Consider the following 25,217-nt stretch of genomic DNA (forward strand, 5'->3'; position numbering starts at 1 on the left):
CCGGGTCCGCCCGGCACCCTTGCGGATTTGCGGTATTATTCTTTCACGTCGATATCGTAGGCCCATAGGAACTTGTCGGCCCGCGGGGTGATATCAACACTGGTCTTGGCCGCGTAGAGGTCCTGTTCGTAGTGAATCGGGATCATCGGAATATCCGCCATCAGGATCTTGGTCACGTCCTGCAAAAACTTGTCGCGTTGATCGAGTTTGGCGGTCGCGTCTGCCTTATCGATAAGGGCATCCACTTCAGGGTTGGAGTAGCTGCCGCGATTGACCTGGCCGTAGCCCTCCTTCTTGTCGCGCGTGTAGAACATGACGCTGTACATCGAGCCGCCGTCTCCGGATGGCACGTCCCAGCCGCTCATGATCAGGCTCGACTTATCGCTCGGAACCCGGATGTATCCGAAGAAGTTCGACTTCGGCATCAGATTGAGCTTCAGATTGATCTTGATCTTGCCCAGCATACTGGCCAGCGCTTGGACGATCTGCTGATCGTTAACGTAGCGGTTGTTGGTGGCATCGAGCGTTACCGTGAAACCGTCTGCATAGCCGGCCTCCGCCATCAGCGCCGTCGCTTTTTCCACGTCGAACGGATACATGTCTCGGAAGCTTGCCCCGTCCAGATAACCGGTATGGGAGGCTGGCACATACTGCTCCGACGGAGTGGAAAGGCCGTTCATGATGACCTTGTTGATGGCGCCGACGTCGATGGCGCGGACCATCGCTTCGCGTACGCGGTGATCGACCATCGGGTTCTTGTCGAGGTCGACGGTCGGGCTCTTTTCTCGCTGATCGATCGAAAGCACGACATTGAGCAGGCTCGGCTGAGCGAGAACCTTGTAGCGGCCATCGGCCTTCACGCGATCGACGTCGCGTACGTTAAGATCCTGGACGACATCGACTTCGCCCGTCAGGAGCGCGGCAGTGCGGGTTGCGCCGTTGGTAATCGGACGGAAGGTGACGGTATCGAGCTTGGCAGGACCTGCATAGTAGTCCTTGTTGGACTCCAGCGCGATGTGATCTTCCTTGACCCATTCGACAAGCTTGTAGGGTCCCGTGCCGATCGGCTTCAGATCGGCAGTCTCGTCGCCGGCCTCCTTGACGTACTTCTCGTTAAGAATGAGAACGGCGGCAAGATCGTTCGGCAAAACCGCGTAGGGGCGGGGTGTCTTGATCTCGACCGTGTAATCATCGATCGCCTTGAACGAGGAGATGTTGGCGCCGAGATTGGCCATCAGCGACTTTTTCAGCCGATCCAGGGTGAAGACAACGTCGGAGGCCTTGAATTCCTCGCCGTTGTGGAATTTCACACCCTTGCGCAGCTTGAAGACCCAAGTCGTGTCGTCCGCAAGCTCCCAGCTTTCGGCAAGACCCGGACCGAACGAAAGATCCGCGTTGCGGCGAACGAGCGGGTCGTAGATGTGGTAGAAGAGGATGTTGCTCGACAATTCCTCGCCTGCCTGAGGATCGAGGTTCACCGCGTCGGATGTGAGCCCAACCGTCAGCGACTTGGCGTCGACAAGACCGGTCAAGGCGGTGGAGGCTAGAAAGAGCGCGCCTGCAAACAGAGTGCCTTTCGTGGCTATCATGCGTAGATTCATCATCGTGTTCCCCTTTTTTGGTTTGGTGATGAGAAGCGTGCGGAGCGGTTATCGTAGGACGGACTGGACCTCGATCTGGTAACCTTCCGGATCGTCAAGGACGAAGGCGCGGATGCCGAGCGATGTGCTGTCGCGAGGTTCCGTCAGGCAGGACGCCTGGTGGCTGGCGAGATAGGCGTGCCACTTGTCGACATCGGGCACGCGGATGCACAGCTGCACTGGCTTGACCGGATGGGCGCGGTGCATGCCGCGTGTTTCATCCACGAGCCCAACATAGGCATTTTCGGCCATGCGCAAAATCTTAGACCAGACCTGGTCGATCTCTAGCGGGAACCCCATGACCTCGGTATAAAAAGCAAAGGCTCTCGGCAGGTCCTTGTAGTAAAGAAAGGTTATGGCCTTTTCGACCTGTCCGCTATCAGGGCGGGCGGTATCTGCAGTGCTCATTGGTCCGTTTCTCCGGTAAACCAGCTGATGGGACCGCGCGCGGCATAGTGCCCGTCGCCCGGTCGATTGAGGACGCGGGTGCCGTCGTAGGCGAGGCGTCCGGCAAGAAAGGTCCCGGCGACCCGGCCGGTGAAGCGGCGCCCGTCATAGGGGCTCCAGCGCAGCCCATCCTCGGCGTTCGCCGAATCCCAGACGACGTCGGCCTCCTCGAAGATGGTAAGGTCCGCATCTGCGCCGGCAACGATCGCACCCTTGCGCGGCGAAAGGCCGAAGAAGCGGGCAGGCCGCTCGCAGAGCTGCTCGACCGTCAACCGGATTGCGTCTGCACCCTTCGCCTTGGCGACGGTGTAGAAGGCCGGCAGGAGCGTTTCGATGCCGGGCACGCCTGCTCCCGCATCAAAGATGGTGTCGGTGAACTTGTTGTCGATCGGCCAACTCGAGTGGTCGGAGCTGACGAAGGCGACACGGCCGGACATGACCTCCCTCCACATGGCATCGATCATTCCCGGCCGGATCGGTGGGTTCACCTTCATGCGCGCGCCGAGTTCCGCGCCGTCGCGCTCCGGGTCGAACCAGAAATAATGCACGCAGGTTTCGCCGGTGGCCCTGTAGCCGTCATCGCGATAGTTTTCGACCAGCCGGAACCCGCGCGGCAGGCTGATGTGAACGATGTGGGCATGGGTGCCCACGGCGGCTGCAAGCTCGAGGAAATGAGCCGTCGAGGCGAGTTCGGCAGCTGGCGGGCGGCTCTGCGAATGAACCGCTATACCATCTAGGCCGGCGGCACGCGCACGCTCGACACGGGACCTGACGATCTCCTGGTCTTCATTGTGAAGGCCAAGCGGCAGGTCCGTGTCGGAAAGCGCGTCGAGAAGATCGAGCGTGAGCGCGGCATTGATGCGCGGGAACCGCGTGGGGCTGCTTTCGAATGCGGAGATCTTGAAAGCGACCACGCCACTATTCGCCAGCGCTTTGATGTCGTCCAGCGGCTGGCCTGGCATGACGGTGGCGTAAAGGGCGACATTGGCATGGGCGTACCGACCGATCGCCTCAACCTTGGCCGCTAGATGCGCCGGCGTGCTCAGGGGCTCGGGATTGTCATAGGGCATGTCGACGATCGTCGTGACGCCGCCGGCAATTGCAGAACGGGTGGTCGGCTCTATACCCGGCAGGCCCAGATAACTGCCGGCATGGGTTTGCCCATCGACCACACCGGGCATCACGTAGCTTTGGCCTGCATCATGGATTTGGGCAGCGTCAGGCGCCTGGCCAGTGCCGACAGCGTCGATGCGGCCACCGCTGACGGCAACCCACCCGTCCTCAAGGATACCTTCAGGCGTAACGACACGGCCGCGGACGATAAGGTCCAGCATTAGCGGGCCCTCCCGACATAACGAAGATCTGCGTGGGTGCAGGCAAGCGCGACGCCAGCCTGGACGGGATCGATTACAGGCAGACCGAGACTGGCCTGCAGTGCTTCACGGTAGGAGCCAAGACCGGCGCAGCCGAGGATGACAACGTCGGCACCGTCCTTGTCGCGCAGTTGCGCAGCGATCGAGGATACGCGCTCGACGACATCGGTTGCGACAAGTTCGACGATCGTCATGTCGATAGAGCGGTCACCGGCAAGGCGCGCATCCAGCTTGAGTTTTTCGAGGTAGCGGCGATGTCTTGCGATCGATGACGGGCCGAGCGAAACGATTCCGAAGCGATTACCAAGGCCAAGAGCCGCAAGGTAGGCGGCCTCCGCAATCCCGGTCACGGGAACATGTGATGCAGCACGCACCACATCGATACCCGGATCTGAGAAACAGCTCAGGACGATCGCGTCGGCTGCCGCATCGCGCACCGCTTCAACGAGATGTGGAATGACTTCAGCCACATGCGCGTCGGTTTCGATACCCGGCGGAGATTTGGGGAGCTCGATACAGCGTATGGTGTGACGTTGGTCGAAGAACGGATCGAGGCACGCCTCCATTGATTGCGTGACGGCTGCCGAGCTGTTCGGATTGATAACGAGAATGTCGCCCACGCTGCCTCCAGGGACCGGACGAAAGGTTCGGCCTTTGTGATATTTCACGTAGTATACTACGAAATATTTCATGTCAAAGGCCAATGTGGTTGATTGTTTGCCAATCATCGACCACAACGGAATGACAACGGGTGCTGTTTGAACGCACGGGCGCGAACTTGGTAGGAGACGAATTTGGAGGGTACATTGGCGAATGTCGAAGATGCGACCCGCAAGCCCCGCAAACAGTCGCTGACGGAGACGGCCTACGCGTCCGTCCGCGAACAGATAGTCCTGGGTGTGCTTCGGCCAGGGGCGGAGTTTTCAGAGCTCGAGCTTGCAGAGCGGCTGGCGATGAGCAAGACGCCCGTTCGGGAAGCGCTTGGCAGAATGGCAGCGGAAGGTTTGATCGAAGCCTTTCCCCGGCGCGGCTACCGAGTCACGCCAGTGACAGTAAAAGACATCAACGACCTCTTTGCCATAAGGTCTATGGCCGAGGGGACGGCGGCTAGCATGGCTGCGCTCAATCTCAGTGCCGACGATCTCGATCATCTCGACGTGCTTGCAAACGCACGGTACGAGCCGTCGGAGGGGCCAACCATCCATACTTTCGTCAGGACGAATGGTGAATTCCATATGGCTATCGCGCGGGGCTCGGTCAATCCAAGGCTGGTCGCGATGGTATCGACGCTTCTCGACGAATGCGCGCGGCTTTTTTACCTGGGTGCCCGCAGTCGGGACGTGAACCCCGAAACGAACAACGATCATCGGCATATTGTTGGCGTGCTGCGCCTGAGAGACAGCGAAAAGGCGAGGACGGCGATGGTCGAGCACAACGAGCATACCCGCCAGGGCGTGCTAAGGGCGCTGATATCGAGTGACGTCAGCGACCTGAGCATCTGACGGCCTAAGAGCGAGACAACGACGACCTTTGGCTGAATCGCTGACTGCGCTCCAAAATGCCCTGCCGATCCAGCATGACATGAATGCGTCGATACCCGAAACGGCGACGTACGGATGCCACCAGCTTCATTGCCTCACGGATATCAGCGTCATCCGGTCGAATGCTGCGGTATCGCATACTCGACCGATCAATGGACAAAACCTCGCACGCCCGACGCGGTGGCTCACCCCATGCTGCTTGCAGACATGAGCCACAGCGTCCCGCTTCACCTCGGGCGTCACCATTTTTTTGAGGCGACATCCTTCAAAATGGCATTATCCAACATGGTCTCGGCCAGCAGCTTCTTCCGCTTGGCGTTCTCGTCCTCCAAAGCCTTCAGCTTGCGGGCATCGGACACCTCCATGCCGCCGAACTTCGACTTGTATTTGTAGAAGGTCGCTTCGGATATTCCGTGCCTGCGGCAGACATCGGCCGTCCGAATGCCGCTCTCCTGCTCTTTCAATATCCCGATGATCTGCTCATCCGTGAACCGTGAATGCTTCATCCTGTCCGTCTCCTCAGAGTAACGGACTCTACCAAAATTTGGAGGAAGTTCAGGGTCTCAGGTCAGCAGCCAAGAAAAAGAAGGAGACAAACCCAGCCTTGACCTCAACATGAGACGAAATCTATAATCAGAGGTGGCTCAGTTCTGGGTGAAATCAACAGTTATGGCCTGCAATAATCAAAGGTAAGCACCTCAATGAACCCCGATCCCACTCCATCGTCGGTTGGTTTGAATAAGGATGCGCTCGCCCGGCTTGGTGCCTCTATTCAGGCCGACATCGACAGCGGGAAGCACTTTGGTGCGTCGATCCTTGTCGCTCGCCACGGTCATGTGGCTTATCAAGCGAGCTTCGGAAAGGTGGCCCCGGGTCGCGCTCCATCAGGTGACGACCGATACCTGCTCATGTCGATGTCGAAGGCATACACCGCAACGCTCGTCCTCAAAGCAATTGATGAAGGCCGTTTCGGCCTCGATACACGCATCGCGGACCTCGTTCCCGGCTTTGGCGCACTGGGCAAGCAGCGGGCGACCCTGCGACAGTTGCTGGCGCACACCGCGGGACTGCCGTTCGGTCTCGTCCCCCCTCCGTTGGGCCTAGACAAGGTCGGCAACCTGGCCGTCAAAGCCGCCGCGATGAGTGCATTGCCTGCGGCCTACAGTCCCGGCACCAGATGCCTCTATACCTCCGGCTTGGGCTACGATCTGCTTGGCCAGATCCTCGTCAATACCGATCCGAAAAAGCGCAGCTTCAATCACATTGCCCAAGAGGATTTGTTTGCACCGTTGGGCATGGCGGACAGCAGCTTCGCGTGCGCGATCGACGATCCTCGGCGAGTTCCAGTGTCGTTTACTGAAGCGAACGTGGGACCTACCACACCGATGCTTCTGCGCTTTTTTAACGAATTCCTTGACGGCGAAGCGGAAATGCCGAGCGGAAATGCGTATTCTACGATCAATGATGTCTTTCGATTCACAGAAGTCTTCCGCGGGCGCGGGACGGCGCACGGTCAGCGCGTTCTCTCGCCCGCGCTCTTCGACTACGCCCGGCAAGACCACGCAACAGGCTTGATTAACGATGCGACCGTCTTCGAGGTCGAAGAGCGCGGCCTCGACGATTTCCCGGCGCACTTCACCTTGCTCGGTGGTTATGTCCGCGGGAAGGGGCACATCCTGAACGCGACCGGGCACACCGCATCACCGCAAAGTATCGCGGCGGTCGGTGGTGCCTCCACGGCATGGATGATCGACCCCGAGCGTGATCTCACGGTCATCTTCCTGTCTGCCGGCTTCATTGAAGGGCTGCGCCATATCGAACGTGTGCAACGCATCAACGACCTCGCGCTCGCGGCGGTCGACGCCTAACAAAGGGACGAAGGAGTTTGTGGAAGCATAGGTTTCCGCTGACAACCTGGCAGCCGGAAGGTCCGCATAGCTGACCTCGGACCTTCGTCTCGGCAGCAAGGGCGCACCTTAGGAAGGGCGGGAACCTTACGTCAGGTGTGGAACACTAGAAGCGCCCGCACCTCGTTGATCTGGATCACTGTTGGTTGTCGGTATGCATCCGAGCTGGGCCGCATTGCGGTTATCGCCAATGATCCGGTCGTTACGGGAATATACAGGGACTAATTGGTTCAAATGCTTCTCGGTCCTGGCCACACTCTCATAACCGCCTCGGAGTTCCATAATTGGTCGTTATGCCGCCAATTTTGATATAAAGGTACATTCTATTTCCAAGTGCGACATGCCAATGATTACAATGGCTTCACTTGGAGATTTTGGCATGTCTCGATGCTATACCCAGATCACCCTTGCCGATCGCCGATGCCTGCATCATCTGGTGGCGGCAAAAGTTCCGGTAAATGAGATGGCACGTCGGCTTGGCCGTCATCGCTCGACGATCTATCGCGAGATCAAGCGCAACACGTTTCGCGATCGTGAGTTGCCGGACTACGACGGCTACTACAGCACGGTTGCGAACGACATTGCGCAGGACCGACGTCGCCGGCTGAAAAAGCTCCGGCGTCACCCAAATTTGCGAACAGAGATTATCAAGCAGTTGGAGGCTCGCTGGTCTCCCGAACAGATTGCCGGACGCCTGCTGTCGGACGGCCTCAGTCGGGTTCGCGTTTGCAAGGAGACAATCTATCGCTTTATCTACAGCAAGGAAGATTATGGCCTTGGTCTCTATCAGTATCTACCGGAAGCACGCCGCAAACGTCGTCCGCTGCGCTCCAGGAAGCCGCGAGACGGTGCGTTTCCAGCCCCGCACCGCATATCTCAACGACCCGATTTTATTGGAGATCGATCGCAGTTTGGCCATTGGGAGGGCGACCTCCTCATCTTCGAACGTCCATTCGGCCATGCCAATGTCACCTCCCTCGTCGAGCGCAAGAGCCGCTATACCGTTCTCATCAAGAATCCCAGCCGGCACTCGCGCCCGATCATGGACAAGATCATCAGAGCTTTTTCGCCTCTGCCGGCATTCGCGCGTCAAAGCTTCACATTTGACCGCGGTACCGAGTTTGCTGGGTTCAGGGCTTTGGAAGAAGGGATCGGTGCACAGTTGGTTTTGCGACCCAAGCGCGCCCTGGCAAAAAGGAACCGTCGAGAACACCAACAAGCGCATCCGACGCTACCTACCGGGCACCACAGACTTGGCAGTTGTGTCGCAACGCGACCTTCTCCAACTGACGCGCCATATCAACGACCAACCGCGCAAATGCCTCGCATACAGGACACCTACCGAAGTGTTTATGGCGCATTTGCGCGGAGATAGGTGATCCCCTATCCTGCAAAACAGGCATGATGCACTTGGGTTAGCTTCTCCAGTAAGCACCTCAATGAACCCCGATCCCACTCCATCGTCGGTTGGTTTGAATAAGGATGCGCTCGCCCGGCTTGGTGCCTGCGAAGAGCCTCGGAAGCCGATGATAGGCGACAGCGAAGTCCTCGCGGCACGCCTTGTGCCCAAGAGCGCAAGATAGCCAGCGTCTTGCCGACGCCGGCAGGTCCGATCATCAGTATGCTATGGCGCTGCCGGATCCAGTCGCATCCGGCGAGCTTCAGGAAGAGATTGCGATCGAGGCCGCGGGTGGCGCGAAAGTCAATGTTCTCCACCCTGGGCGTCATGGCGAAGGTTTGCGGCCCGAGCCCTGGCCTCGAAACGCTTCTGGCGACGTGAGGTGGTCTCTCGCTCAAGAAAAAGAGCGAGCCATTCACCGTGCTCGAGGTTGCGGGCTTCCGGTTGCGTGTCGAGTTCCTGATAGGCGCTTGCCAGACCGGAAAGGCCGAGATCGCGCAGCATGTCGATGGTGGGGTTGGTCAGCATGATGGAATGTCTCCTCAATGAAAGTAACCGGGACCACGCAAGTTGGCGTGTTCCATAACGGCGGCAGGTTCGGTGGAAGGCTTTTTGCCTTTGTAGGTGGCGATGAGCGAGGCGATGGTCTTGCTGTTCAAGCCGCCGATCTCGACAGCGCGTGCTGATACGGCCTCGGCGCGGTCATGACCGATATCGCGATAGAGGCGCAGAATCCCCAGGCACGTTCTAAAGCCCTGTTCCGGATGCGGACGGCTGGCGAGAATGGCGATGATTAGTCCTTCGGTCTGCGGCCCGATGGATGCGCCCCATCGTCGAAAGCGCTCTGGCTCAATTTGTCTGACGCGCGCGGTCGACGAGGGCAATCAGGGCTCTGCCAAGCCAACGCGCATTTCTCTCTCAAAATCTCTGCAATATGTCTTGCATAATGTGAAAACTATGCAATAAGAATTGCGCAGGGAGAACGGAAATGGCGATAAGCGAGAAAGTCCAGGAACTAGCCGCAACGCTCACGCGGGCAGAAAAAAAGGTCGTCGAGGCGATTTTCCAGAAGCCAAAGGCGGTTGCCCTCGGTACGGCGGCGGATCTTGCCCATGGTGTTGATGTTCATGAAGCGACGGTTTCGCGTCTGGTGAGAAAGCTCGGCTTCGAGAGCTATTCCAGTTTTCGCAGCGCCATGCAGTCGGAGTTCATTCCAAGCCAAGAGCCCGCTACCCGCATGGGCAACTCACTTGCCCGAGCATCCGACGTTTCACTCTTGTCAATGCTGGTCACCCAGGAAATCTCAGCCCTGTCGATGATTGAGGACAATATCGGCATGGGCGTCATCAATGACATCGCCCGTGAACTCATGGGCGCACGGCGGATATTCCTGTTTGGACGCGGCAATGCCGAGACCCTGTCCCTGATGATGTTAAAACGGCTGCGGCGCTTCGGGCGCGACACCAGCCAACTGTCTGGTGATCCGCGCGAGCTCGCCGAGCAAGCTCTGTCCTTTGGTCGCGGGGATGTAGTGTTGATCTTCGCCTTTCGCCGCGCCCCCCGTGGTTATGCGCCGCTGATCGAGTCCATCCGCGAGGTGGGCGCCAAATCGATCGTCATTTCGGGGGCATCGGGAGCGCTTTTAACTCCGTCTCCAGACCGACTGATTGGGGTGCCACGCTCGGGCGAGCAGGACGCCTTTCAAACTCTGACTGTTCCAATGACGGTCTGTAATGCCATCGTTCTGGCGGCCGGCGCGCAGCACAAGGAGGAATCGTTGCGCATGCTCGACCGACTCGGAACGCTTATCAGGCGGTTTGAGTAACCGCCGGCCACATCGCTTCTAGGGAGGAAGACACTATGAAACGCAAGACATATCTAACGACTGCCGCCATCATTCTCGGGCTGTTCACGCCCGTGCTCGCCAACGATCTTGATGGACTATCGGCAAGCGAACTGCTGGAGAGGGCCAAAGCAGAGGGTAAGGTGACGGTTTACTCCTTCACCAGCCGCATCGCCCGGCTCGAAAAGGCATTCGAGGCGGCCTATCCGGGCATCGATTTGCAGGGCTACGACATCTCATCGACAGAGCAGATCGCGCGGTTGAAAGCCGAAGCCGGCGCGGGCGTTGCTAATGCCGACCTCGCCTATATTTCGGACGCCCCGGTTGTCCTCAACGAACTCGTCGCCCCGGGCATTCTCGAAAACTATGTACCGCCCCGTATTGCCGAGCGGCTGTCGGCCGAGAACAAGGCGCCTATCCTGGCGCAGCGTCTTTCCACAAAAGTTCTGATGTACAATGAGGAGGCTAATCCGAATGGCTCGCCGATCACGAACCTCTGGCAGTTGACCACGCCGGACTGGAAGGGCCGCGTCGTCATGGTCGATCCGCTGCAGCGCGGCGACTATCTCGATCTAATGACCGAGTTTGTGCTGCAGGCCGACACAATGGCCAAGGCTTACGAGGCGCAATTCGGCAAACCAATAGAGCTTGGCGATGCCGAAGATGCCGGCCGCAAGTTCATCATCGACCTGTTCGCCAACGATCTCATCCTGGTCAAATCAACCGATGACGTAAATGCCGCCATCGGCAAGCTTGGCCAAAAGAACCCGCCCGTCGGCTTCACCAGCTACTCGGATCGTCGCGACAACAAAGACGAGGGCTGGGCGCTGCAGGTATCCAACGAGACGGTGCCGTCGTCCGGCATCCTCTTTCCGGTGGTGCTGGGCATCGTCAAAGGCTCCAAAAACCCTGCCGCGGCGCGCCTCGCCATCGACTTTTTCATGGGCGACGATAGCAACACCGGCGGCGAAGGCTTCAAACCCTTCTACGTTGCTGGCGACTACGCGACACGAACGGATATCGTGGCGCATCCGGATGCAGTCGCCCTCGACAAGCTCACCGCCTGGCACGTCGATTCGGCCGCTACCGCAAAGATACGCAACGACGTCGGTGATCTGATCCTGACGTTGCAATGACCCGGTAAAACGGTAAAGCGAGCCGGCCCGCTCGCCACTGCATAGGGCGTTGCGCGTTCTGTAGATGCGCGACGCTTGTACTACAACCTGATGATATGAACGACATTCGACATCATGTGATGACGGCCAAACGTTCAAAAGCCACGGATTACTGCCATGAACAACGCCGTTTTGTTGAAAACCGGGCGCCGCGTGAACTTTGCCCAAGGGACGTCGCTAAAGGCCGTCGTGCTTGTGCTTCTGACTTTCCTGATTGTCCTGCCCTTGACCAAGACCGTCACATCTACCTTGCAGCCGGACACGATTTCTGCGTGGTCGGATGTTCTCGTTGGGCGGCTGTCGCGCAATCTATTCTATGTGCCGCTGTTCAACACGATGATCCTCGGCGTGGGCGTCGCCATCGGCTGCGTTATCCTCGGCGGTTTTCTTGCCTGGCTCGTGGTGATGACCAACGTGCCGTTCCGGCGAACGATCGGGTTGATGGCGACCTTACCCTTCATGATCCCGAGTTTCGCCAATGCGCTCGCCTGGCAGGCGCTGTTCAAAAACGCCCGCGTCGGCGGACAGGTCGGTTACTTCCAGGGGTTGGGGCTCGACATTCCAGATATGCTCGCATGGGGCATGACGCCGACCCTGATCGTGCTGATCCTGCATTATTTCTCCCTCGCTTTCACCATAATTGCGGCGGCACTTGCCACTGTAAATTCAGACTTGGTCGAAGCTGCGCAGATCGCCGGGGCGAAGAGTTGGAGGATCGTCAGCGGCATCATTCTGCCAGTGGCGACCCCGGCGCTACTGGCCGCAGGTTCGCTCTGCTTTGCCGGTGCGGTCTCGAATTTCGCCGCCCCCGCACTTCTTGGCCTTCCAGTGCGGTTGCAGACCCTTTCCACCCGGCTTTTCGGCATGATCGAAGTTGGGCAGGTGGCGCGCGGTTATGTCATCGGTATCCTGCTGGTACTGGTCTCGGCCCTCCTGCTCTGGTTCGGCAACCGGGTGGTGTCGGGCCGCCGATCCTACGCGACGATGACAGGGAAGGGCGGGCGGACCAAACGCTTCGATCTGCGTCAGGCGCGCTGGCCGCTTTTCGCCGTTTGCGTGCTGATCATGGCGGTGTCCACCATCATCCCCGTTCTCGTGCTGATCGCCTCCAGCCTGGCGCCGGCCTCGGCCGACCTCTTTTCCAACTGGACGCTGCACTACTGGTCCGGTGCATCCGACGCCCGCATCGCACAGGGCACCGCTGGCATTCTTCTCAATCCTGATATCTCGTTCGCCATGGTGGTGACCATCGGGCTTGGCACCTCGGTTGCGGCCCTGGGCCTCGTCATCGGCCTGCTCACCGCCTACGCGGCGGCTCGGTATCGCACTGGCTGGGCAAGTGCCGTGATCACACAGGTCAGCAATCTACCCCTGCTTGTCCCGGGCATCGCGTTCGGCGCGGCCTATATCGCCTATCTCGGCGCGCCGATCGGACCGCTGCCAGCGCTTTACGGAACCTTCGCCCTGCTGGTGATTGCCGGCACGGCCTATCTGCTGCCCTTCTCGGTGCAGACGGGGCGGGCGGTGATCCAGCAGATCAGCGGCGAACTGGAGGAGAGCGCGCGGCTCACGGGTGCTGGATTCCTGCGCCGCATGACGGCGATCCTCATCCCGCTCGCAATCCGTGGCCTGGCGGCTGGATCGTTGTTGATCTTCGTCAAGATCATTCGCGATCTCTCACTGGTCATGCTTCTGTTCACACCGACGATGCCGGTGCTCTCCGTGCTTGCCTACCGCTATGCCTCCGAAGGCTTCACCCAATTCGCCAACGCCATCACCGTCGTCATTCTGCTGATTTCCGTGGCGGTGACGCTTGCCGCCAACCGGCTTCAGGCAAAGTCACAGCCCTGGCTGAAGGTTTAAGGACCGTTCCATGCTCGATATCCGCAATCTCACCAAACGTTTCGGCGCCTTTACCGCCGTCGACGATATCAACCTGTCCGTCCCGGATGGCGCCTTTCTGGTCCTGCTCGGCCCGTCCGGTTGTGGCAAGACCACGCTGCTCCGTATGCTGGCGGGGCTCGAACAGCCGACTGCGGGACAGATTGAGTTCGACGGCGTGGTGGTGTCCGATGGCGACCGGAACTGGAACGTCGATCCAGCTAATCGCAATTCCGGGCTGGTCTTCCAATCGTATGCACTGTGGCCGCACATGACCGTCCGCGGCAATGTCGAATGGCCGCTGAAGGTCGCCGGGATGGGCAAGGCGGAACGAAAAGGCCGCGTCGAAGAGGTGATGGCGTTGCTCGGTATCGGTGAACTGCAAGCCCGGTATCCAAACGAGATTTCCGGTGGCCAGCAGCAACGGGTCGCCATCGCGCGAACGATCGCGCCACGGCCCGGGGTGCTCCTCTTTGACGAACCGCTGTCCAATCTCGATGCGAAGCTGAGAGTGGAAATGCGCTCTGAACTGATGCGGCTTCATCGCACGATCGGCGCGACATCCGTCTACGTCACGCACGACCAGATCGAGGCGATGACAATGGCGACCCATGTGGCCGTGATCAACAGGGGCAGGATCGAGCAATTCGGATCGCCAGAGGATCTCGTGCGTTCGCCAGCCTCGGCTTTTGTCGCGACCTTTGTCGGCACGCCCCCGAATAATATCGTGCCCATCACGAGGCACGGGTCCGCCTACAAAGTCCACACCCAGGTCACCGATCTTGCCCCCCCGATGCCGCAGGCAAGCCTTGCCATGTATCCGCCCGAATGTCTGACGGTGCATGACGAGATGACCCCGGGTTCGTTTGCCATGGAACTCGTGGAGATTTCCGTGATCGCCGGTCGCACCATGGTAACGGCAAGCGACGGCGCGCTGCGATTGACGGCAATCGTCGACAGGCCGCCAAAGGCGCGGCTCGCCGAACGCGTCCATATGCGACTACCCACGGCACCCGCCTGCTGGTTCGATGCACAGGGACGGAGGATTCCGGCATGAGGGTGCTACTTGTGCGACACGGCCAGTCCGAGTGGAATGCCGAAAAAAGGCTGCAAGGGCAGGCGGATATCGGCCTGTCCGAGAAGGGAGTTCGCCAAGCGGAGACGTTGCGGCCCGTCATCGACGCAATTAACCCCTGTCGTACCATTACCTCTGATTTGCGCAGGGCGCGCCACACGGCCGCAATCCTGGGCTTTTCCGACGCCGAGCCGTTGGAAGGGCTCCGCGAGATTTCGGTGGGAGAATGGACTGGTCGATCGATCCCGGACATCATCGCCGAAGACGCCCAACTTTATTCCGGCTGGCGCGCGGGAAGTCATACGCCACCGCAAGGTGAAACGTGGGTGCAATTCGTCGCGCGCACCCGCGCCGTCATCGAGCACGAGCGGCTCAAGCCCGATTGCCGCAATCTTCTTGTCGTCTGCCATGGCGGCGTCATTCGTGCGCTGCTCGACCACTACATCGGACTTCAACCCGCCCACATTATCCCGGTCGGTCCAGCCAGCCTGACGGCTCTGCGGCTCTCAACGAAACAAGAGGAGCCAGTAAAACTCGAGTTGTTCAACTACAGCCCAGGCAACCTACAATTTGACGCGCCTGATTAAGTACCGCCGCCCCGTGCGACAGTGGTTTGATAAAGGGCAGGTTCCATAAATCATCCCTTTCGCCGAGGAAATCCCGGGTCGTCGGTTGGACCGGTTTCAAGAGCAGGCAAATGGGGTCATTGGTTGTTGTACTTGGGGTCGTCAAGCGCCGGGTTGTAGAAGAGGGAGAGTGCCAGGCTTCGCGCGATGCGCTCGGCTGTAGTCATGAACCATGTCTCCACGTCTTTGTTTGGTGCGATGTCGCTTAGTGTTGCGGCGAAAAGCTCCAGCCAATTTGAAAAGAGTTGTGGAGTCATGTTTGCGACGCCAAGGTGTGCCTGCACGGGCTTTCCCTCATAGGCGCCGTTGCGAAATGCGACGGCCGACCAAAAGCTTTTCATCTTCTCCATATGCTCAGACCAGCGCCCGGACAGCTTGGCATCGAAGAGGGGCCCGAGTTCGGGGTGAGCTAAGGCCCGTTTATAGAATGTTTCTACAAGCCTACTGATGAAGGCCTCATCAATGGCCATTGCGTTAATGTCTGTTCCCGCGCCCGCGGGCGTTACAGCAACGGACGCTGCTCGGTTTTGCAATTCATCTCTCCTATCAGTCCCGTCAGGAATGGGGCGTTTATTGAGGCTATACAGTTAAATGGCGAGCGCTTAAATGCCGGGTTCTCGTTCATGCCGATCTTCGGCTCCGTCTCTGCGCCCATTCTTCGACCGTTAACGGGCCATAAACAGCAGCCAGTGGCTTCGCCAGGGGTCCAAGGCCTTCAAAATGAATGTGCCGCCGCGCGAGGTACCTCGCATCGACCGTCGACGCATTCGTTCTGGTCTTGCACCGCCGTGGCAGTGGCGACTTCCGGTATGCGGGCGGAGAGCGCCATGGCAATCCTTGCCCCGACCACGAGGTCTTCCTCTACGCCGAACGTCTGATGCATTATGGAGCCACCGCGACCGATTAAAATCGACGACGGCGTGCCGCGCAGGGCGAAGCGCTGCATGGTAACTGGCGTATCGAAACGTTCATCCGCAAGATCGGCGCCGACTGGCTGTCTGATCCGGTATTCAAGGTAGGCGCAGCAGAAGGTTGCAAGCTCGATCACTCATGTCGGTTGAGACGACATGGGCGTTTTCAGCCGGGAGCGTCATGTATTGCGCATAACTACCGTCGCGACCGTGGCCGATGTAGTCGATGTCGGCGAGACTATCATCTTCACGGTTGTAGATCGAAAAGTCGACCATGACACGCTAGCCGATCCGGGCCTTGTCGACGCCATCACCGACGGCAACGATGTGGCCGACCGTGTCCGTACCCTGGATGCGCGGGAAGGCCAGCGTGTTGCCCTGCCGCCGCCATGTGGAGATGGCGGAGGGATCGTCCTCGGTGCCATAGGCACCCTGGCGCACCCAGACGTCGGTGCTGTTCATGCCGCAGGCGGTGACCCTGATCAGGACCTCGCCCGGAGCCACCGGTGGAACCGGAACATCGCGGCTATAGACAAGCTTGTCCAGGCCGCCGTGACCCATCAACCGCACGGCGGCCATCGTTTCCGGGATAGCATTCATCACGATCACCTCTTGCTTATTTGCCGAGCACCGATTCGATTGCCGCCGCCGCCGCCTTGACGACGATATCGGCCTCTTCCCGGCTCAGGCAAAGGGGCGGGGCGAAACCGAGAATATCGCCCTGCGGCATGGCGCGGCCGATGACGCCACGCTCGAGAAGCGCCGCCGAGACTTGGGGACCGATCTTGCGGGAAGGATCGAAGAATCTGCGATCATCCTTGTCCTCGACAAATTCCACGGCCGCCATCAACCCGTCGCCGCGCACGTCGCCGACATGCCTGTGACCTGCCACGGCCTTTGTCAGTTCGGCGCGGAAATAGGCGCCCGTTGAGCCGGCATTCTCGACAAGGCCAAGTTCGTCGACCAGCTCCAGATTTGCCACGCCGGCGGCAGCGCAGATCGGGTGGGCGGAATAGGTCCATCCATGGCCGATGGCGCCCATCTTGTCGGAGCCTTCGACCAGCACCTGCCACATTTTGTGCGAGACGATCGAACCGGACAGCGGCGCATAGGCCGAGGTCAGGCCCTTGGCGATGGTGATCAGGTCCGGCTTGATGCCATAGTGATCGGAGCCGAACATCGAGCCAAGGCGGCCGAAACCAGTGACGACCTCGTCGGCGACCAGCAGGATGTCGTATTTTTCAAGCACCGCCTGGATCTTCTGCCAGTAGCCGTCCGGTGGCGGAACGATGCCGCCGGTGCCGAGGATCGGCTCGCCGATGAAAGCGGCTATCGTGTCCGGCCCTTCCGCCAGGATCATCTCCTCCAGCTTGTCGGCACAATATTGCGAGAACTGTTCCTCGCTCATCGAGCGGTCCAGACGGCGGAAATAATAAGGGGCTTCCGTGTGCAGGATCGGCGCGCGCGGCAGGTCGAACAGGTTGTGGAAGAGTTCAAGCCCGGTCAGCGAGCCGGTCATGACGCCGGAGCCGTGGTAGCCACGCCAGCGCGAAATGATCTTCTTCTTTTCCGGGCGGCCGAGGATGTTGTTGTAGTACCAGATCAGCTTGATGTTGGTCTCGTTGGCGTCCGAACCGGAGAGACCGAAATAGACCCGGGACATGCCCTTTGGCGCCCGGTCGATAATCATATTCGACAGTGTGATCGAGGCTTCCGTGCCATGGCCGACATAGGCGTGATAATAAGCAAGGTTTTTCGCCTGCGCGGCGATTGCGTCCGAAATCTTCTGACGTCCGTAGCCGACATTGACGCAGTAGAGCCCCGCAAAAGCGTCGAGGCTGGTGCGGCCGTTGGTGTCGGTGATGTAGACACCTTCGCCGCGGGCGATGATGCGCGTCGGCGTCTCGCCGCGCGCGTGCATGCCCATGTGGGTGGACGGGTGGAAGAAGTGGTCGCGGTCCCAGGCGGTCAATTCGTTGCTGTGTTCGGACATGGTCTTTTCCTTTGCTCGGTGTTCGGGGGGCGTCGACGAGCCTCAGGCGGCCGTGTCGATGCAGAGATATTTGAGTTCGGTGAAGGCCTCGAGGCCGTGGCGGGAGCCTTCGCGGCCGATACCGGACTGTTTCCAGCCGCCGAAGGGGATCGGGCCGCCGGTGATCTTCACCCGGTTGATCGCCACCATGCCATATTCGAGAGCCCGGCCGAGCCGCATCTGGCGCGCGCCATTCTCCGTGACGACATAGGCGACCAAGCCGTATTCGGTATCGTTGGCGCGGGCGATGACTTCGGCCTCGCTGTCGAAGGCGGTGACTGCGGCGACCGGCCCGAATGTTTCCTCATGCATGATCAGCGCATCGGCGGGCACGTCGGCGAGAAGTGTCGGCGTGTAGAACAACGGCCCGGCCTTGTGGCGCGCGCCGCCGGTCAGGAGTGTGGCGCCGCGGGCAAGCGCGTCGGAAACCTGTTCCTCGACCTTGGCAATTGCCCGCTCATGCATCAATGGGCCGATCTCGATGCCTGCCTCCAGCCCCGTGCCGACTTTCAAGGCTTCGATACGGGTCTTGAAGGCGGCGTTGAAGGCTGACAGCGCAGGACGCTCGACATAGATGCGGTTGGCGGCAAGGCAATCCTGGCCGGAGGTCGCGAACTTGGCATTGACCGCGATATCCACCGCCTTGTCGACATCGGCATCGGCAAAGACGATCAGCGGCGCATGGCCGCCGAGTTCCATCACCAGCCGCTTCAGTGTCGGCGCGCACTGTCCGGCAATCAGCTTGCCGATCTCCGTCGACCCGGTGAAGCTCATCGCACGTACCCGGGCATCGCTGCTCATACGGCCGACGATGGTTGCGGCGTCGCCGGTGGCGACGTTGAACACGCCGGCCGGAATGCCGGCCCGCTCGCCAAGCTCGGCCAGTGCCAGCGCGGACAAGGGTGTTTCGGAGGAGGGGTGAACGACGACCGTGCAGCCGGCTGCCAGCGCCGCCGCTGCCTTGCGGGTAATCATCGCGCAGGGAAAGTTCCAGGGCGTGACGATGCCGACGACACCGAGCGCCTCGCGGCGCACGATCATTTCGGCTCCTGCCAGGTGGCTGGTGACGCTCTCGGCATTCAGCCGCTTGCCTTCCTCGGCATACCATTCGACGAAGGAGGCGGCGTAGTCGATTTCGCCTTCGGATTCCGTCAGCGGCTTTCCCTGTTCCAGAGTCATGATCAGCGCCAGGTCATCCTTGGCGGCGAGCATCAACTCGTACCAGCGGCGGAGAATTTTGGCACGGTCCTGCGGCAGCAGCGCCCGCCATTTCGGGAACGCGGACGCTGCCGCGCCGATGGCCGTGGTGGTCTCGTCCGCATCCAGGGCGGATACCCAGGCGAGCGGTGCGGCGGAGGCGGGATCGCGCACCTCGATCGTGCGGTTCGCCCCATTGGCAATCCAGCGACCACCGACATAGGCAAGCGATCTCAGGAGATGCTTGTCCTTCAGGCGCTCCAGCGCCTCATGACAGGTGGGGCGTGCGAATACGGCGTTCATCTCCGGCTCCTCGTGTTTGCAAGTTGCCGGAAGTCTGGCAGCTTTCACGCGAGGAATGGTCTGTTGAGCCGGATGATAAGAGAGGATTGGTCCAAAGATGGCGGCATCAGCAGAGGAATCCTCTAGTTGCCCGGCGTCTCCGGGTTGGATACCAGAACCGAAAGCGGGAGCGCTGTTTCCTCCTTCACAGTCTTGGTGACGATGTAGGTGAAGTAGCGGGCGATGCCGATTTCCCGGTCGAGCAGTCCGTCGACCAGGCGTTGATAGGCGTCGATGTCGGCTGCCATGATCTTGAGGATGTAATCGACGCCGCCGCCGACCGACCAGCAGGCGACGATTTCCGGGATCGCGGCGACCGCGCGTTCGAAACGGTCGAAGTCCGACTGCCGGTGGTTTTCGAGGGTAACCTCCATCATGACAATGGCGACATTCGCGATGCGGCGCACGGCGACGCGGGCGTGATAGCCCGAGACGATTCCGGCCTTTTCCAGCTTGCGCAGGCGCATCCAGCAAGGCGTCGGCGACAGCCCGACCTCTTCGGCGAGCGCCACCTTGGTGATGCGGCCAGCCCGCTGGACAGACTCGAGAATGCGCAGATCGATCGCGTCCAGTTTCATGCGGAAAGGGTGCCCCAAATCGAAATCATGTCAAAGACTATGAAAAAGCCAGACGGAATGCAATTTCTGCATTGTCAATTGACCTGAATTTTATCACTGTCAAATCATGACAAATTGGCGCCCCGATCCGCATCAGCTTCGCCGTCCGGCCTATCTCTCGCTCGCAGAGCAGATCGCCAGTGCCATTCACGACGGCAAGCTCACCAATGGCGCGCGGTTGCCGACGCACCGTAAGTTGGCGGAAGACCTAAAATTGTCGATCCAGACAGTGAGCCGCGCCTATGACGAACTGATCCGGCGCGGCATGATCGCCGGCGAGATCGGTCGCGGTTCCTTCGTTCAGACACGGCCGAAGGAGCCGGAACCGCCCTACTTGCCCGAACGGTTGGGCGAGGTGATCGACTTGTCGATCCTGAAACCGGTCTGTGAACAGATCCATCTCGACCGCCTGCGCGAAGCCTTCACCTGGCTTGGTGAAAACCTGCCGTCGAGTTCGGCGCTGTCCTTCCGTCCGAACATGGTCTTCCCGCGCCATCGGTCGGTTGCGGCCGAATGGCTGTCGCTGTGCGGGCTGGATGTCTCGCCGATCAACATCAACCTGACCAATGGCGCCACATCGGCCATGACGGTGGCACTGATGAGCGTCGCACCACCCGGATCGACGGTTGCGACCGAGGCGATCAGCCATCATACGCTGGTGCCGCTCGCGACCTATCTCGGTATCCATCTGGAAGGTCTGGCGATCGATGCTGATGGGATGATCCCGGACGCCCTGGACGCCGCCTGCCGCAACGGCCCCGTTCGGGCGGTATTCCTCCAGCCGTCGGTGGTCAACCCCACGGCCACGCTGATGAGCGCGAAACGCCGACAGGACCTGGCCGCCGTGGCGGCAAAGCACGATATCGCAATCATCGAGAACGATATTCTGGGGCCACTGGTCGAAGATCGACCACCGCCGATGCAGGCCTTTGCGCCGGAACGTACGCTCTACGTCACCAGCTTCACCAAGATCACCGTACCGGGTCTGCGTATCGGTTATCTCGTGGCACCTGACCGTTATGTCGCGGCTGTCGCCAACCGCCATCTGGTGTCCAACTGGATGGCGACACCGGCGATCGCCGAGATCGCCACGCGCTGGGTCAGCAACGGGACAGCGATGGAACTGGTCAACTGGCAGAGGCAGGCGCTCGCCCGTCGTCACGAGATCGCCGCCGAGACCCTTTCGGGGCTTGCCTACCATGCGCACCCGCAGAGCCTGCATGTGTGGCTGCCCTTGACCGCCCAGCATACGGAGGAGGGTTTCGTGGCGCAGGCGCGGTTGCGCGGCGTAGCGATCGCGCCGGGGGTATCCTTCCAGACGGCCGAGCATGGCCGGGCGCCGGCCGTGCGTATTTCGTTGGGCTCAACCTCCGAGACCGAATTGCGTTCCGGTCTCGGAATCGTCGCCTCCCTGGCGCAGGGAAACCCGGAAGCGCTTCTGCTCGCGATTTGATGATTTCGCCTTTCATTTGGGCAGAATCAGAATAATTGTCATGATATTATTTTGATAATTGACATGATTTCGGAAGCTGGTCATCGTTGGGGCATCGCTCGTCTCAACAGGGAGAGACATGCATGCCTTCGCCGATCATTCGCATCGACAACATTACGAAGACCTACGGGCCGCTAACGGTGCTCGACGGTCTGTCGATGAATGTCATGCCGGGCGAGAAACTGGCGCTGATCGGTCCGTCCGGCTCCGGCAAGACAACCATCCTGCGCATCATGATGACACTCGAGAAGATTAATGGCGGACATATCGAAGTTGACGGTGAGCAGCTCTATCACATGCAGAAGGCGGGCAGCCTTGTCGCTGCCGATGAAAAGCACCTGCAGAAGATGCGCGAGAAGATCGGCATGGTCTTCCAGCACTTCAATCTCTTTCCGCACAAATGCGTGCTCGACAACATCACGCTGGCGCCGATGCTGACCAAGGGCGTGGCGAAGGCAGCGGCCGAGGCCCGTGCGATGGAGCTTCTCCACATGGTGGGCATGGCCGACAAGGCTAAAAGCATGCCCGCGCAGTTATCCGGCGGACAGAAGCAACGCGTGGCCATCGCCCGGGCATTGGCGCTGTCGCCGAAGATCATGCTGTTCGACGAGGTCACCTCGGCGCTCGACCCCGAACTGGTAGAAGAGGTGCTGAACGTTATGCGCAAGCTCGCCGCCGAGACCGACATGACCATGCTGCTGGTCACCCACGAGATGGGTTTTGCCCATGACTTCGCCGATCGCGTCCTGTTCTTCGACAAGGGACGGATCATCGAGGAAGGCAAGCCGGACGATATCTTCAGAAATCCCAGGCAGGAGCGCACACAGAGCTTCCTGCGCAAGATAATCGCGGCGGGGCACCGCGTCTGATCGCTGCAGCGACCCGGCAATGCCTCCGATAAAAATGGAAAAATCCAGAGGAGTTGGAACGATGACATTGAAGTATTTCATGACGATGGCAGCTGGCGCCACGGCGCTGATGGTGGTACTCGCTGCAGCGTCGGCAAGCGCTGACGATGCCAAACTCGACGAACTGAAGGCGCAGGGTTTCGCCCGCATCGCCATCGCCAACGAGCCGCCGTTCACTGCTGTCGGCGCCGATGGCAAGGTTTCAGGGGCTGCGCCTGACGTTGCCCGCGAGATCTTCAAGCGCCTCGGCGTTGCCGATGTCGTCGCCTCGATTTCCGAATATGGCGCGATGATCCCGGGCCTTCAGGCCGGCCGCCATGATGCCGTCACCGCCGGCCTGTTTATGAAGCCGGAACGCTGCGCGGCCGTTGCCTATTCCGAGCCGGTTCTCTGCGATGCCGAGGCCATGCTGGTCAAGAAGGGCAATCCGAAGGGCTTCAAGAGCTATGCCGATGTGGCCAACGACCAGTCTGCAACCATCGGGGCGCCGGGTGGCGGCACCGAAGAAAAGCTGGCGCTCGAAGCCGGCGTGCCACGCGACCGAGTCATCGTCGTGCCGGATGGCCAGAGCGGTTTGAAGATGCTGCAGGACGGCCGCATCGATGCCTATTCGCTGCCGGTTCTGTCGATCAATGATCTCGTCAAGAAGGCCAACGACCCGACACTCGAGGTGATTGCGCCGGTCCAAGGCGCGCCGGTCTATTGCGATGGTGCGGCGTTCAAGAAGGGCGACGAGGCGCTGCGCGATGCCTTCGACGTCGAACTGGCCAAGCTGAAGGAATCGGGCGAGTTCGCCAAGATCATCGAACCTTACGGCTTCTCGGCGGCCGCCGCGATGTCGACGACGCGCGAGAAGCTCTGCGCGGCTGCGAAGTAAGAGGCGGACAGGGAGAGCGGCGTGCACCGCTCTCCCTGTTTACGGAGCACGTAGTCTCCTCCGTCATTCCTGTGCTCGGGCTTGACCCGAGGATGTCGCAGGAATCCAACCACGCGACGTCTTTCGCGTGAGACGAGTCCTTTAGCGGCGCGGACGCGCCGCTGCTGCATCCCCGCCAACGGGCGAGGATGACGGAGAACGAGTAAGGCGCGGCGCCCTACGATTCAATCGGTGTCCAGGCTTCTGCGGTAACAACAGAGAAAGTACGATGATCGACTGGTCCGGATATATAGGCCTGATATTGCAGGGCGCGCTGGTGACGATCGAGCTGACCGTCATGGGCTCGGCGCTGGCGCTGGTCATGGCCTTTGCCGCCGGTCTCGGTCGCCTGTCGCGCTTTGTCGCGGTTCGGGCGCTGGCGACGACCTATATCGAGTTTTTTCGGGGCACCTCGATCTTCGTGCAGTTGTTCTGGGCCTATTTCGTGCTGCCCTTCGCCGGCATCACGTTGACGCCGCTGCAGGCTGGTGTTCTGGCGCTGGGATTGAATGTTGGTGCCTATGGCGCAGAGGTGGTGCGCGGCGCCGTGCGGGCCATTGGCCGTGAGCAGCACGAGGCCTGTGTTGCTCTCAATCTCGGCCGCTACCACAGGATGCGGCACGTGATCCTGCCTCAGGCGCTGCCCCTGATGTTGCCGACCTTTGGCAACAATGCCATCGAACTTTTGAAAGGCACCGCCGTCGTGTCGCTGATTTCGCTGACCGACATGACCTTCCAGGCGCAGGTGGTGCGGGCGCAGACCGGCAGCACACTGATTCCATTCGCGATCATCCTGGTTCTCTATTTCGCCATGGCTATGGCCATTACCGCCGTCGTTCGCTGGCTGGAGCGCCGTGCATCGCGCGGTCTTGACGGATTGAGGGTCTAATCATGGAATGGGATTGGGCATTCGTCCGGGAGATCATGCCGACCCTTCTTGAAGGGTTGAAGATTACCATCCTCGCAACCATACTTGGCGCGATCGTCGCCGCTGTCGTCGGCCTGGTCCTGGCGATCACCCGCCGATCTTCGAACCAGCTGGTTTCGCGACCTGTCGGTTTCATCGCCGATTTCATTCGCGGCACGCCGCTGCTGGTCCAGCTTTATTTCATCTTTTATGTACTGCCTGATATCGGCATCCGCCTGTCGCCGCTGGTTGCCGGCGTGATCGGGCTTGGCATCCATTACGGTACCTATACGGCCGAGGTTTATCGCGCTGGCATCGACAATGTGCCGCGCGGCCAGTGGGAGGCGGCGCGAGCCACCAATCTCAGCCTCCGGCAGGCCTGGATCCACGTGGTTCTGCCACAGGCGATCCCGCCGATGATCCCGGCGCTCGCCAACTATTTCATCGCCATGTTCAAGGAAACGCCGCTGCTCTCGGCCATCACCGTGCTGGAACTGATGAACCAGGCCAAGAGCGTCGCCAACAGCAGCTATCGCTATATCGAACCGATGACGCTGGTTGGGGTGTTCTTCCTGGTGATCAGCTTGATCTCCGTGGTGGCGCTGCGGTTCCTCGAAGAACGCTATGCCAAGGTGGGCGAACGATGAGCGGGAAAAATATCAGGATCGGCATGACAACGCGTGCGCCAAAACTCGATGATCGACCGCTCGCCAAGCGGGTTGGCCTGATCATCCTGGCGACGGATCATACGACCGAAGTCGATTTCCAGCGTCTGGTGGCGAGCGAGCGGATCGGCGTCTACGTCACGCGCATTTCCTATGCCAATCCGGTCACGCCGGAAAACCTGATGAAGATGCAGCCGTCGCTGACTGTGGCGGCAGAACTGATCCTGCCCGATGAAAGCCTCGACGTGGTCATGTATTCCTGCACCTCGGCTTCCGTCGTTATCGGCGACGCGCGTATCGAAGCGTCGGTGCAGGCGGCAAGC

General features: G+C 60.1%; 24 protein-coding genes and 3 pseudogenes. 14 read left to right on the forward strand and 13 right to left on the reverse strand.

Features of this window, described 5'->3' with window-relative positions; all coding sequences use genetic code 11:
- Nucleotides 1–35: 35 nt before the first annotated feature.
- Genes QO002_RS29025 through QO002_RS29040 form a run of 4 tightly spaced genes read right to left on the reverse strand, consistent with a single transcriptional unit; the run spans nt 36 to nt 4,080 of the window.
- Nucleotides 36–1,604 (reverse strand): ABC transporter substrate-binding protein, encoded by a 1,569-nt coding sequence (locus QO002_RS29025; protein ID WP_307236573.1) that lies wholly within the window; start codon nt 1,602–1,604, stop codon nt 36–38.
- A 45-nt stretch (nt 1,605–1,649) separates the two neighbouring features.
- A complete protein-coding gene (locus QO002_RS29030; RefSeq protein WP_307236576.1) occupies nt 1,650–2,048 on the reverse strand; it encodes a VOC family protein in 399 nt (132 codons plus the stop codon).
- Entirely contained in the window at nt 2,045–3,421 is a 1,377-nt protein-coding gene (locus QO002_RS29035) for a dihydroorotase (RefSeq protein ID WP_307236578.1), read from the reverse strand. The genes QO002_RS29030 and QO002_RS29035 overlap by 4 nt, the downstream gene beginning before the upstream one ends.
- On the reverse strand, nt 3,421–4,080 hold the full coding sequence (locus tag QO002_RS29040; protein WP_307236581.1) for an aspartate/glutamate racemase family protein: 660 nt from the start codon (nt 4,078–4,080) through the stop codon (nt 3,421–3,423). The genes QO002_RS29035 and QO002_RS29040 overlap by 1 nt, the downstream gene beginning before the upstream one ends.
- 174 nt (nt 4,081–4,254) lie before the next feature.
- Here QO002_RS29040 and QO002_RS29045 point away from each other — a divergent pair, with 174 nt between their 5' ends.
- Complete coding sequence (locus tag QO002_RS29045) at nt 4,255–4,962, forward strand: GntR family transcriptional regulator (RefSeq protein ID WP_307236584.1); 708 nt, start codon at nt 4,255–4,257, stop codon at nt 4,960–4,962.
- Between the two features lie 58 nt (nt 4,963–5,020).
- Here the strand turns inward: QO002_RS29045 and QO002_RS29050 are convergent.
- Nucleotides 5,021–5,507, reverse strand: a pseudogene (locus QO002_RS29050) (transposase); the annotation flags it as partial.
- Nucleotides 5,508–5,702: 195 nt separating this feature from the next.
- Here QO002_RS29050 and QO002_RS29055 point away from each other — a divergent pair.
- Both QO002_RS29055 and QO002_RS29060 read left to right on the forward strand, forming a co-directional pair.
- Nucleotides 5,703–6,869, forward strand: coding sequence for a serine hydrolase domain-containing protein (locus tag QO002_RS29055; RefSeq protein WP_307236587.1), 1,167 nt, complete (start codon nt 5,703–5,705; stop codon nt 6,867–6,869).
- Between the two features lie 418 nt (nt 6,870–7,287).
- Nucleotides 7,288–8,287: pseudogene (locus tag QO002_RS29060) on the forward strand (IS30 family transposase).
- Nucleotides 8,288–8,291: 4 nt separating this feature from the next.
- On the opposite strand, the gene QO002_RS31060 reads toward QO002_RS29060, so the two are convergent.
- Genes QO002_RS31060 through QO002_RS29070 form a run of 3 tightly spaced genes read right to left on the reverse strand, consistent with a single transcriptional unit; the run spans nt 8,292 to nt 9,191 of the window.
- Complete coding sequence (locus tag QO002_RS31060; RefSeq protein WP_370878620.1) at nt 8,292–8,636, reverse strand: ATP-binding protein; 345 nt, start codon at nt 8,634–8,636, stop codon at nt 8,292–8,294.
- Nucleotides 8,611–8,835 (reverse strand): ATP-binding protein, encoded by a 225-nt coding sequence (locus QO002_RS31065; RefSeq protein WP_370878621.1) that lies wholly within the window; start codon nt 8,833–8,835, stop codon nt 8,611–8,613. The genes QO002_RS31060 and QO002_RS31065 overlap by 26 nt, the downstream gene beginning before the upstream one ends.
- Before the next feature lie 14 nt (nt 8,836–8,849).
- A complete protein-coding gene (locus tag QO002_RS29070) occupies nt 8,850–9,191 on the reverse strand; it encodes a hypothetical protein (protein ID WP_307236590.1) in 342 nt (113 codons plus the stop codon).
- Nucleotides 9,192–9,295: 104 nt separating this feature from the next.
- Here QO002_RS29070 and QO002_RS29075 point away from each other — a divergent pair, with 104 nt between their 5' ends.
- From QO002_RS29075 to QO002_RS29095, 5 genes are all read left to right on the forward strand, one after another.
- Entirely contained in the window at nt 9,296–10,132 is an 837-nt protein-coding gene (locus QO002_RS29075) for a MurR/RpiR family transcriptional regulator (RefSeq protein ID WP_307236593.1), read from the forward strand.
- 35 nt (nt 10,133–10,167) lie between these two features.
- Nucleotides 10,168–11,286, forward strand: coding sequence for an ABC transporter substrate-binding protein (locus QO002_RS29080; RefSeq protein WP_307236596.1), 1,119 nt, complete (start codon nt 10,168–10,170; stop codon nt 11,284–11,286).
- Between the two features lie 156 nt (nt 11,287–11,442).
- Nucleotides 11,443–13,188: an ABC transporter permease gene (locus tag QO002_RS29085; protein WP_307236600.1), complete on the forward strand. Its 1,746-nt coding sequence runs from the start codon at nt 11,443–11,445 to the stop codon at nt 13,186–13,188.
- A 10-nt stretch (nt 13,189–13,198) separates the two neighbouring features.
- Entirely contained in the window at nt 13,199–14,263 is a 1,065-nt protein-coding gene (locus QO002_RS29090) for an ABC transporter ATP-binding protein (protein ID WP_307236603.1), read from the forward strand.
- Nucleotides 14,260–14,868 (forward strand): histidine phosphatase family protein, encoded by a 609-nt coding sequence (locus QO002_RS29095; RefSeq protein ID WP_307236606.1) that lies wholly within the window; start codon nt 14,260–14,262, stop codon nt 14,866–14,868. The genes QO002_RS29090 and QO002_RS29095 overlap by 4 nt, the downstream gene beginning before the upstream one ends.
- 116 nt (nt 14,869–14,984) lie before the next feature.
- Here QO002_RS29095 and QO002_RS29100 read toward each other — a convergent pair whose 3' ends face one another.
- The 5 genes and pseudogenes from QO002_RS29100 to QO002_RS29120 form a co-directional block, all read right to left on the reverse strand.
- Nucleotides 14,985–15,470 carry a group III truncated hemoglobin gene (locus tag QO002_RS29100; protein WP_370878624.1) on the reverse strand — a complete coding sequence of 162 codons (486 nt, stop codon included), beginning with the start codon at nt 15,468–15,470 and terminating at the stop codon, nt 14,985–14,987.
- A gap of 449 nt (nt 15,471–15,919) precedes the next feature.
- A pseudogene (locus tag QO002_RS29105) lies at nt 15,920–16,418 on the reverse strand (alcohol dehydrogenase catalytic domain-containing protein); the annotation flags it as partial.
- A 16-nt stretch (nt 16,419–16,434) separates the two neighbouring features.
- Nucleotides 16,435–17,811 carry an aspartate aminotransferase family protein gene (locus QO002_RS29110; protein WP_307236612.1) on the reverse strand — a complete coding sequence of 459 codons (1,377 nt, stop codon included), beginning with the start codon at nt 17,809–17,811 and terminating at the stop codon, nt 16,435–16,437.
- Nucleotides 17,812–17,853: 42 nt separating this feature from the next.
- Nucleotides 17,854–19,350, reverse strand: a complete 1,497-nt coding sequence (locus tag QO002_RS29115; protein WP_307236615.1) for an NAD-dependent succinate-semialdehyde dehydrogenase — start codon at nt 19,348–19,350, stop codon at nt 17,854–17,856.
- A gap of 122 nt (nt 19,351–19,472) precedes the next feature.
- Nucleotides 19,473–19,967, reverse strand: a complete 495-nt coding sequence (locus QO002_RS29120) for an Lrp/AsnC family transcriptional regulator (RefSeq protein WP_307236618.1) — start codon at nt 19,965–19,967, stop codon at nt 19,473–19,475.
- Nucleotides 19,968–20,073: 106 nt separating this feature from the next.
- Here QO002_RS29120 and ehuR point away from each other — a divergent pair, with 106 nt between their 5' ends.
- From ehuR to QO002_RS29150, 6 genes are all read left to right on the forward strand, one after another.
- Nucleotides 20,074–21,459 carry a MocR-like ectoine utilization transcription factor EhuR gene (gene ehuR, locus QO002_RS29125; protein ID WP_307236622.1) on the forward strand — a complete coding sequence of 462 codons (1,386 nt, stop codon included), beginning with the start codon at nt 20,074–20,076 and terminating at the stop codon, nt 21,457–21,459.
- A 122-nt stretch (nt 21,460–21,581) separates the two neighbouring features.
- A complete protein-coding gene (gene ehuA / locus QO002_RS29130; protein ID WP_307236625.1) occupies nt 21,582–22,367 on the forward strand; it encodes an ectoine/hydroxyectoine ABC transporter ATP-binding protein EhuA in 786 nt (261 codons plus the stop codon).
- Nucleotides 22,368–22,428: 61 nt separating this feature from the next.
- The gene (gene ehuB, locus QO002_RS29135; RefSeq protein ID WP_307236629.1) at nt 22,429–23,283 is read left to right on the forward strand and encodes an ectoine/hydroxyectoine ABC transporter substrate-binding protein EhuB; all 855 of its coding nucleotides are present in this window, start codon (nt 22,429–22,431) and stop codon (nt 23,281–23,283) included.
- A 268-nt stretch (nt 23,284–23,551) separates the two neighbouring features.
- Nucleotides 23,552–24,211 (forward strand): ectoine/hydroxyectoine ABC transporter permease subunit EhuC, encoded by a 660-nt coding sequence (gene ehuC / locus QO002_RS29140; RefSeq protein WP_307236633.1) that lies wholly within the window; start codon nt 23,552–23,554, stop codon nt 24,209–24,211.
- 2 nt (nt 24,212–24,213) lie between these two features.
- Nucleotides 24,214–24,876 (forward strand): ectoine/hydroxyectoine ABC transporter permease subunit EhuD, encoded by a 663-nt coding sequence (ehuD, locus tag QO002_RS29145; RefSeq protein ID WP_307236636.1) that lies wholly within the window; start codon nt 24,214–24,216, stop codon nt 24,874–24,876.
- A partial coding sequence (locus QO002_RS29150) for an aspartate/glutamate racemase family protein (protein WP_503128905.1) occupies nt 24,873–25,217 on the forward strand: 345 nt, incomplete at its 3' end. The genes ehuD and QO002_RS29150, both read left to right, overlap by 4 nt.

The sequence above is a fragment of the Pararhizobium capsulatum DSM 1112 genome (genome assembly GCF_030814475.1).
GTDB classification, from domain to species: domain Bacteria; phylum Pseudomonadota; class Alphaproteobacteria; order Rhizobiales; family Rhizobiaceae; genus Pararhizobium; species Pararhizobium capsulatum.

Coding starts and splice junctions, on each gene's coding strand:
- QO002_RS29110 (WP_307236612.1), bottom strand. CDS start 17,811: ATGTCCGAACACAGCAACGAATTGACCGCCTGGGACCGCGACCACTTC.
- QO002_RS29030 (WP_307236576.1), bottom strand. CDS start 2,048: ATGAGCACTGCAGATACCGCCCGCCCTGATAGCGGACAGGTCGAAAAG.
- QO002_RS29090 (WP_307236603.1), top strand. CDS start 13,199: ATGCTCGATATCCGCAATCTCACCAAACGTTTCGGCGCCTTTACCGCC.
- ehuB (WP_307236629.1), top strand. CDS start 22,429: ATGACATTGAAGTATTTCATGACGATGGCAGCTGGCGCCACGGCGCTG.
- QO002_RS29115 (WP_307236615.1), bottom strand. CDS start 19,350: ATGAACGCCGTATTCGCACGCCCCACCTGTCATGAGGCGCTGGAGCGC.
- QO002_RS29095 (WP_307236606.1), top strand. CDS start 14,260: ATGAGGGTGCTACTTGTGCGACACGGCCAGTCCGAGTGGAATGCCGAA.
- QO002_RS29085 (WP_307236600.1), top strand. CDS start 11,443: ATGAACAACGCCGTTTTGTTGAAAACCGGGCGCCGCGTGAACTTTGCC.
- QO002_RS31060 (WP_370878620.1), bottom strand. CDS start 8,636: ATGACGCCCAGGGTGGAGAACATTGACTTTCGCGCCACCCGCGGCCTC.
- ehuC (WP_307236633.1), top strand. CDS start 23,552: ATGATCGACTGGTCCGGATATATAGGCCTGATATTGCAGGGCGCGCTG.
- QO002_RS29025 (WP_307236573.1), bottom strand. CDS start 1,604: ATGATGAATCTACGCATGATAGCCACGAAAGGCACTCTGTTTGCAGGC.
- QO002_RS29035 (WP_307236578.1), bottom strand. CDS start 3,421: ATGCTGGACCTTATCGTCCGCGGCCGTGTCGTTACGCCTGAAGGTATC.
- ehuA (WP_307236625.1), top strand. CDS start 21,582: ATGCCTTCGCCGATCATTCGCATCGACAACATTACGAAGACCTACGGG.
- ehuR (WP_307236622.1), top strand. CDS start 20,074: ATGACAAATTGGCGCCCCGATCCGCATCAGCTTCGCCGTCCGGCCTAT.
- QO002_RS29055 (WP_307236587.1), top strand. CDS start 5,703: ATGAACCCCGATCCCACTCCATCGTCGGTTGGTTTGAATAAGGATGCG.
- QO002_RS31065 (WP_370878621.1), bottom strand. CDS start 8,835: ATGCTGACCAACCCCACCATCGACATGCTGCGCGATCTCGGCCTTTCC.
- QO002_RS29080 (WP_307236596.1), top strand. CDS start 10,168: ATGAAACGCAAGACATATCTAACGACTGCCGCCATCATTCTCGGGCTG.
- QO002_RS29075 (WP_307236593.1), top strand. CDS start 9,296: ATGGCGATAAGCGAGAAAGTCCAGGAACTAGCCGCAACGCTCACGCGG.
- QO002_RS29120 (WP_307236618.1), bottom strand. CDS start 19,967: ATGAAACTGGACGCGATCGATCTGCGCATTCTCGAGTCTGTCCAGCGG.
- ehuD (WP_307236636.1), top strand. CDS start 24,214: ATGGAATGGGATTGGGCATTCGTCCGGGAGATCATGCCGACCCTTCTT.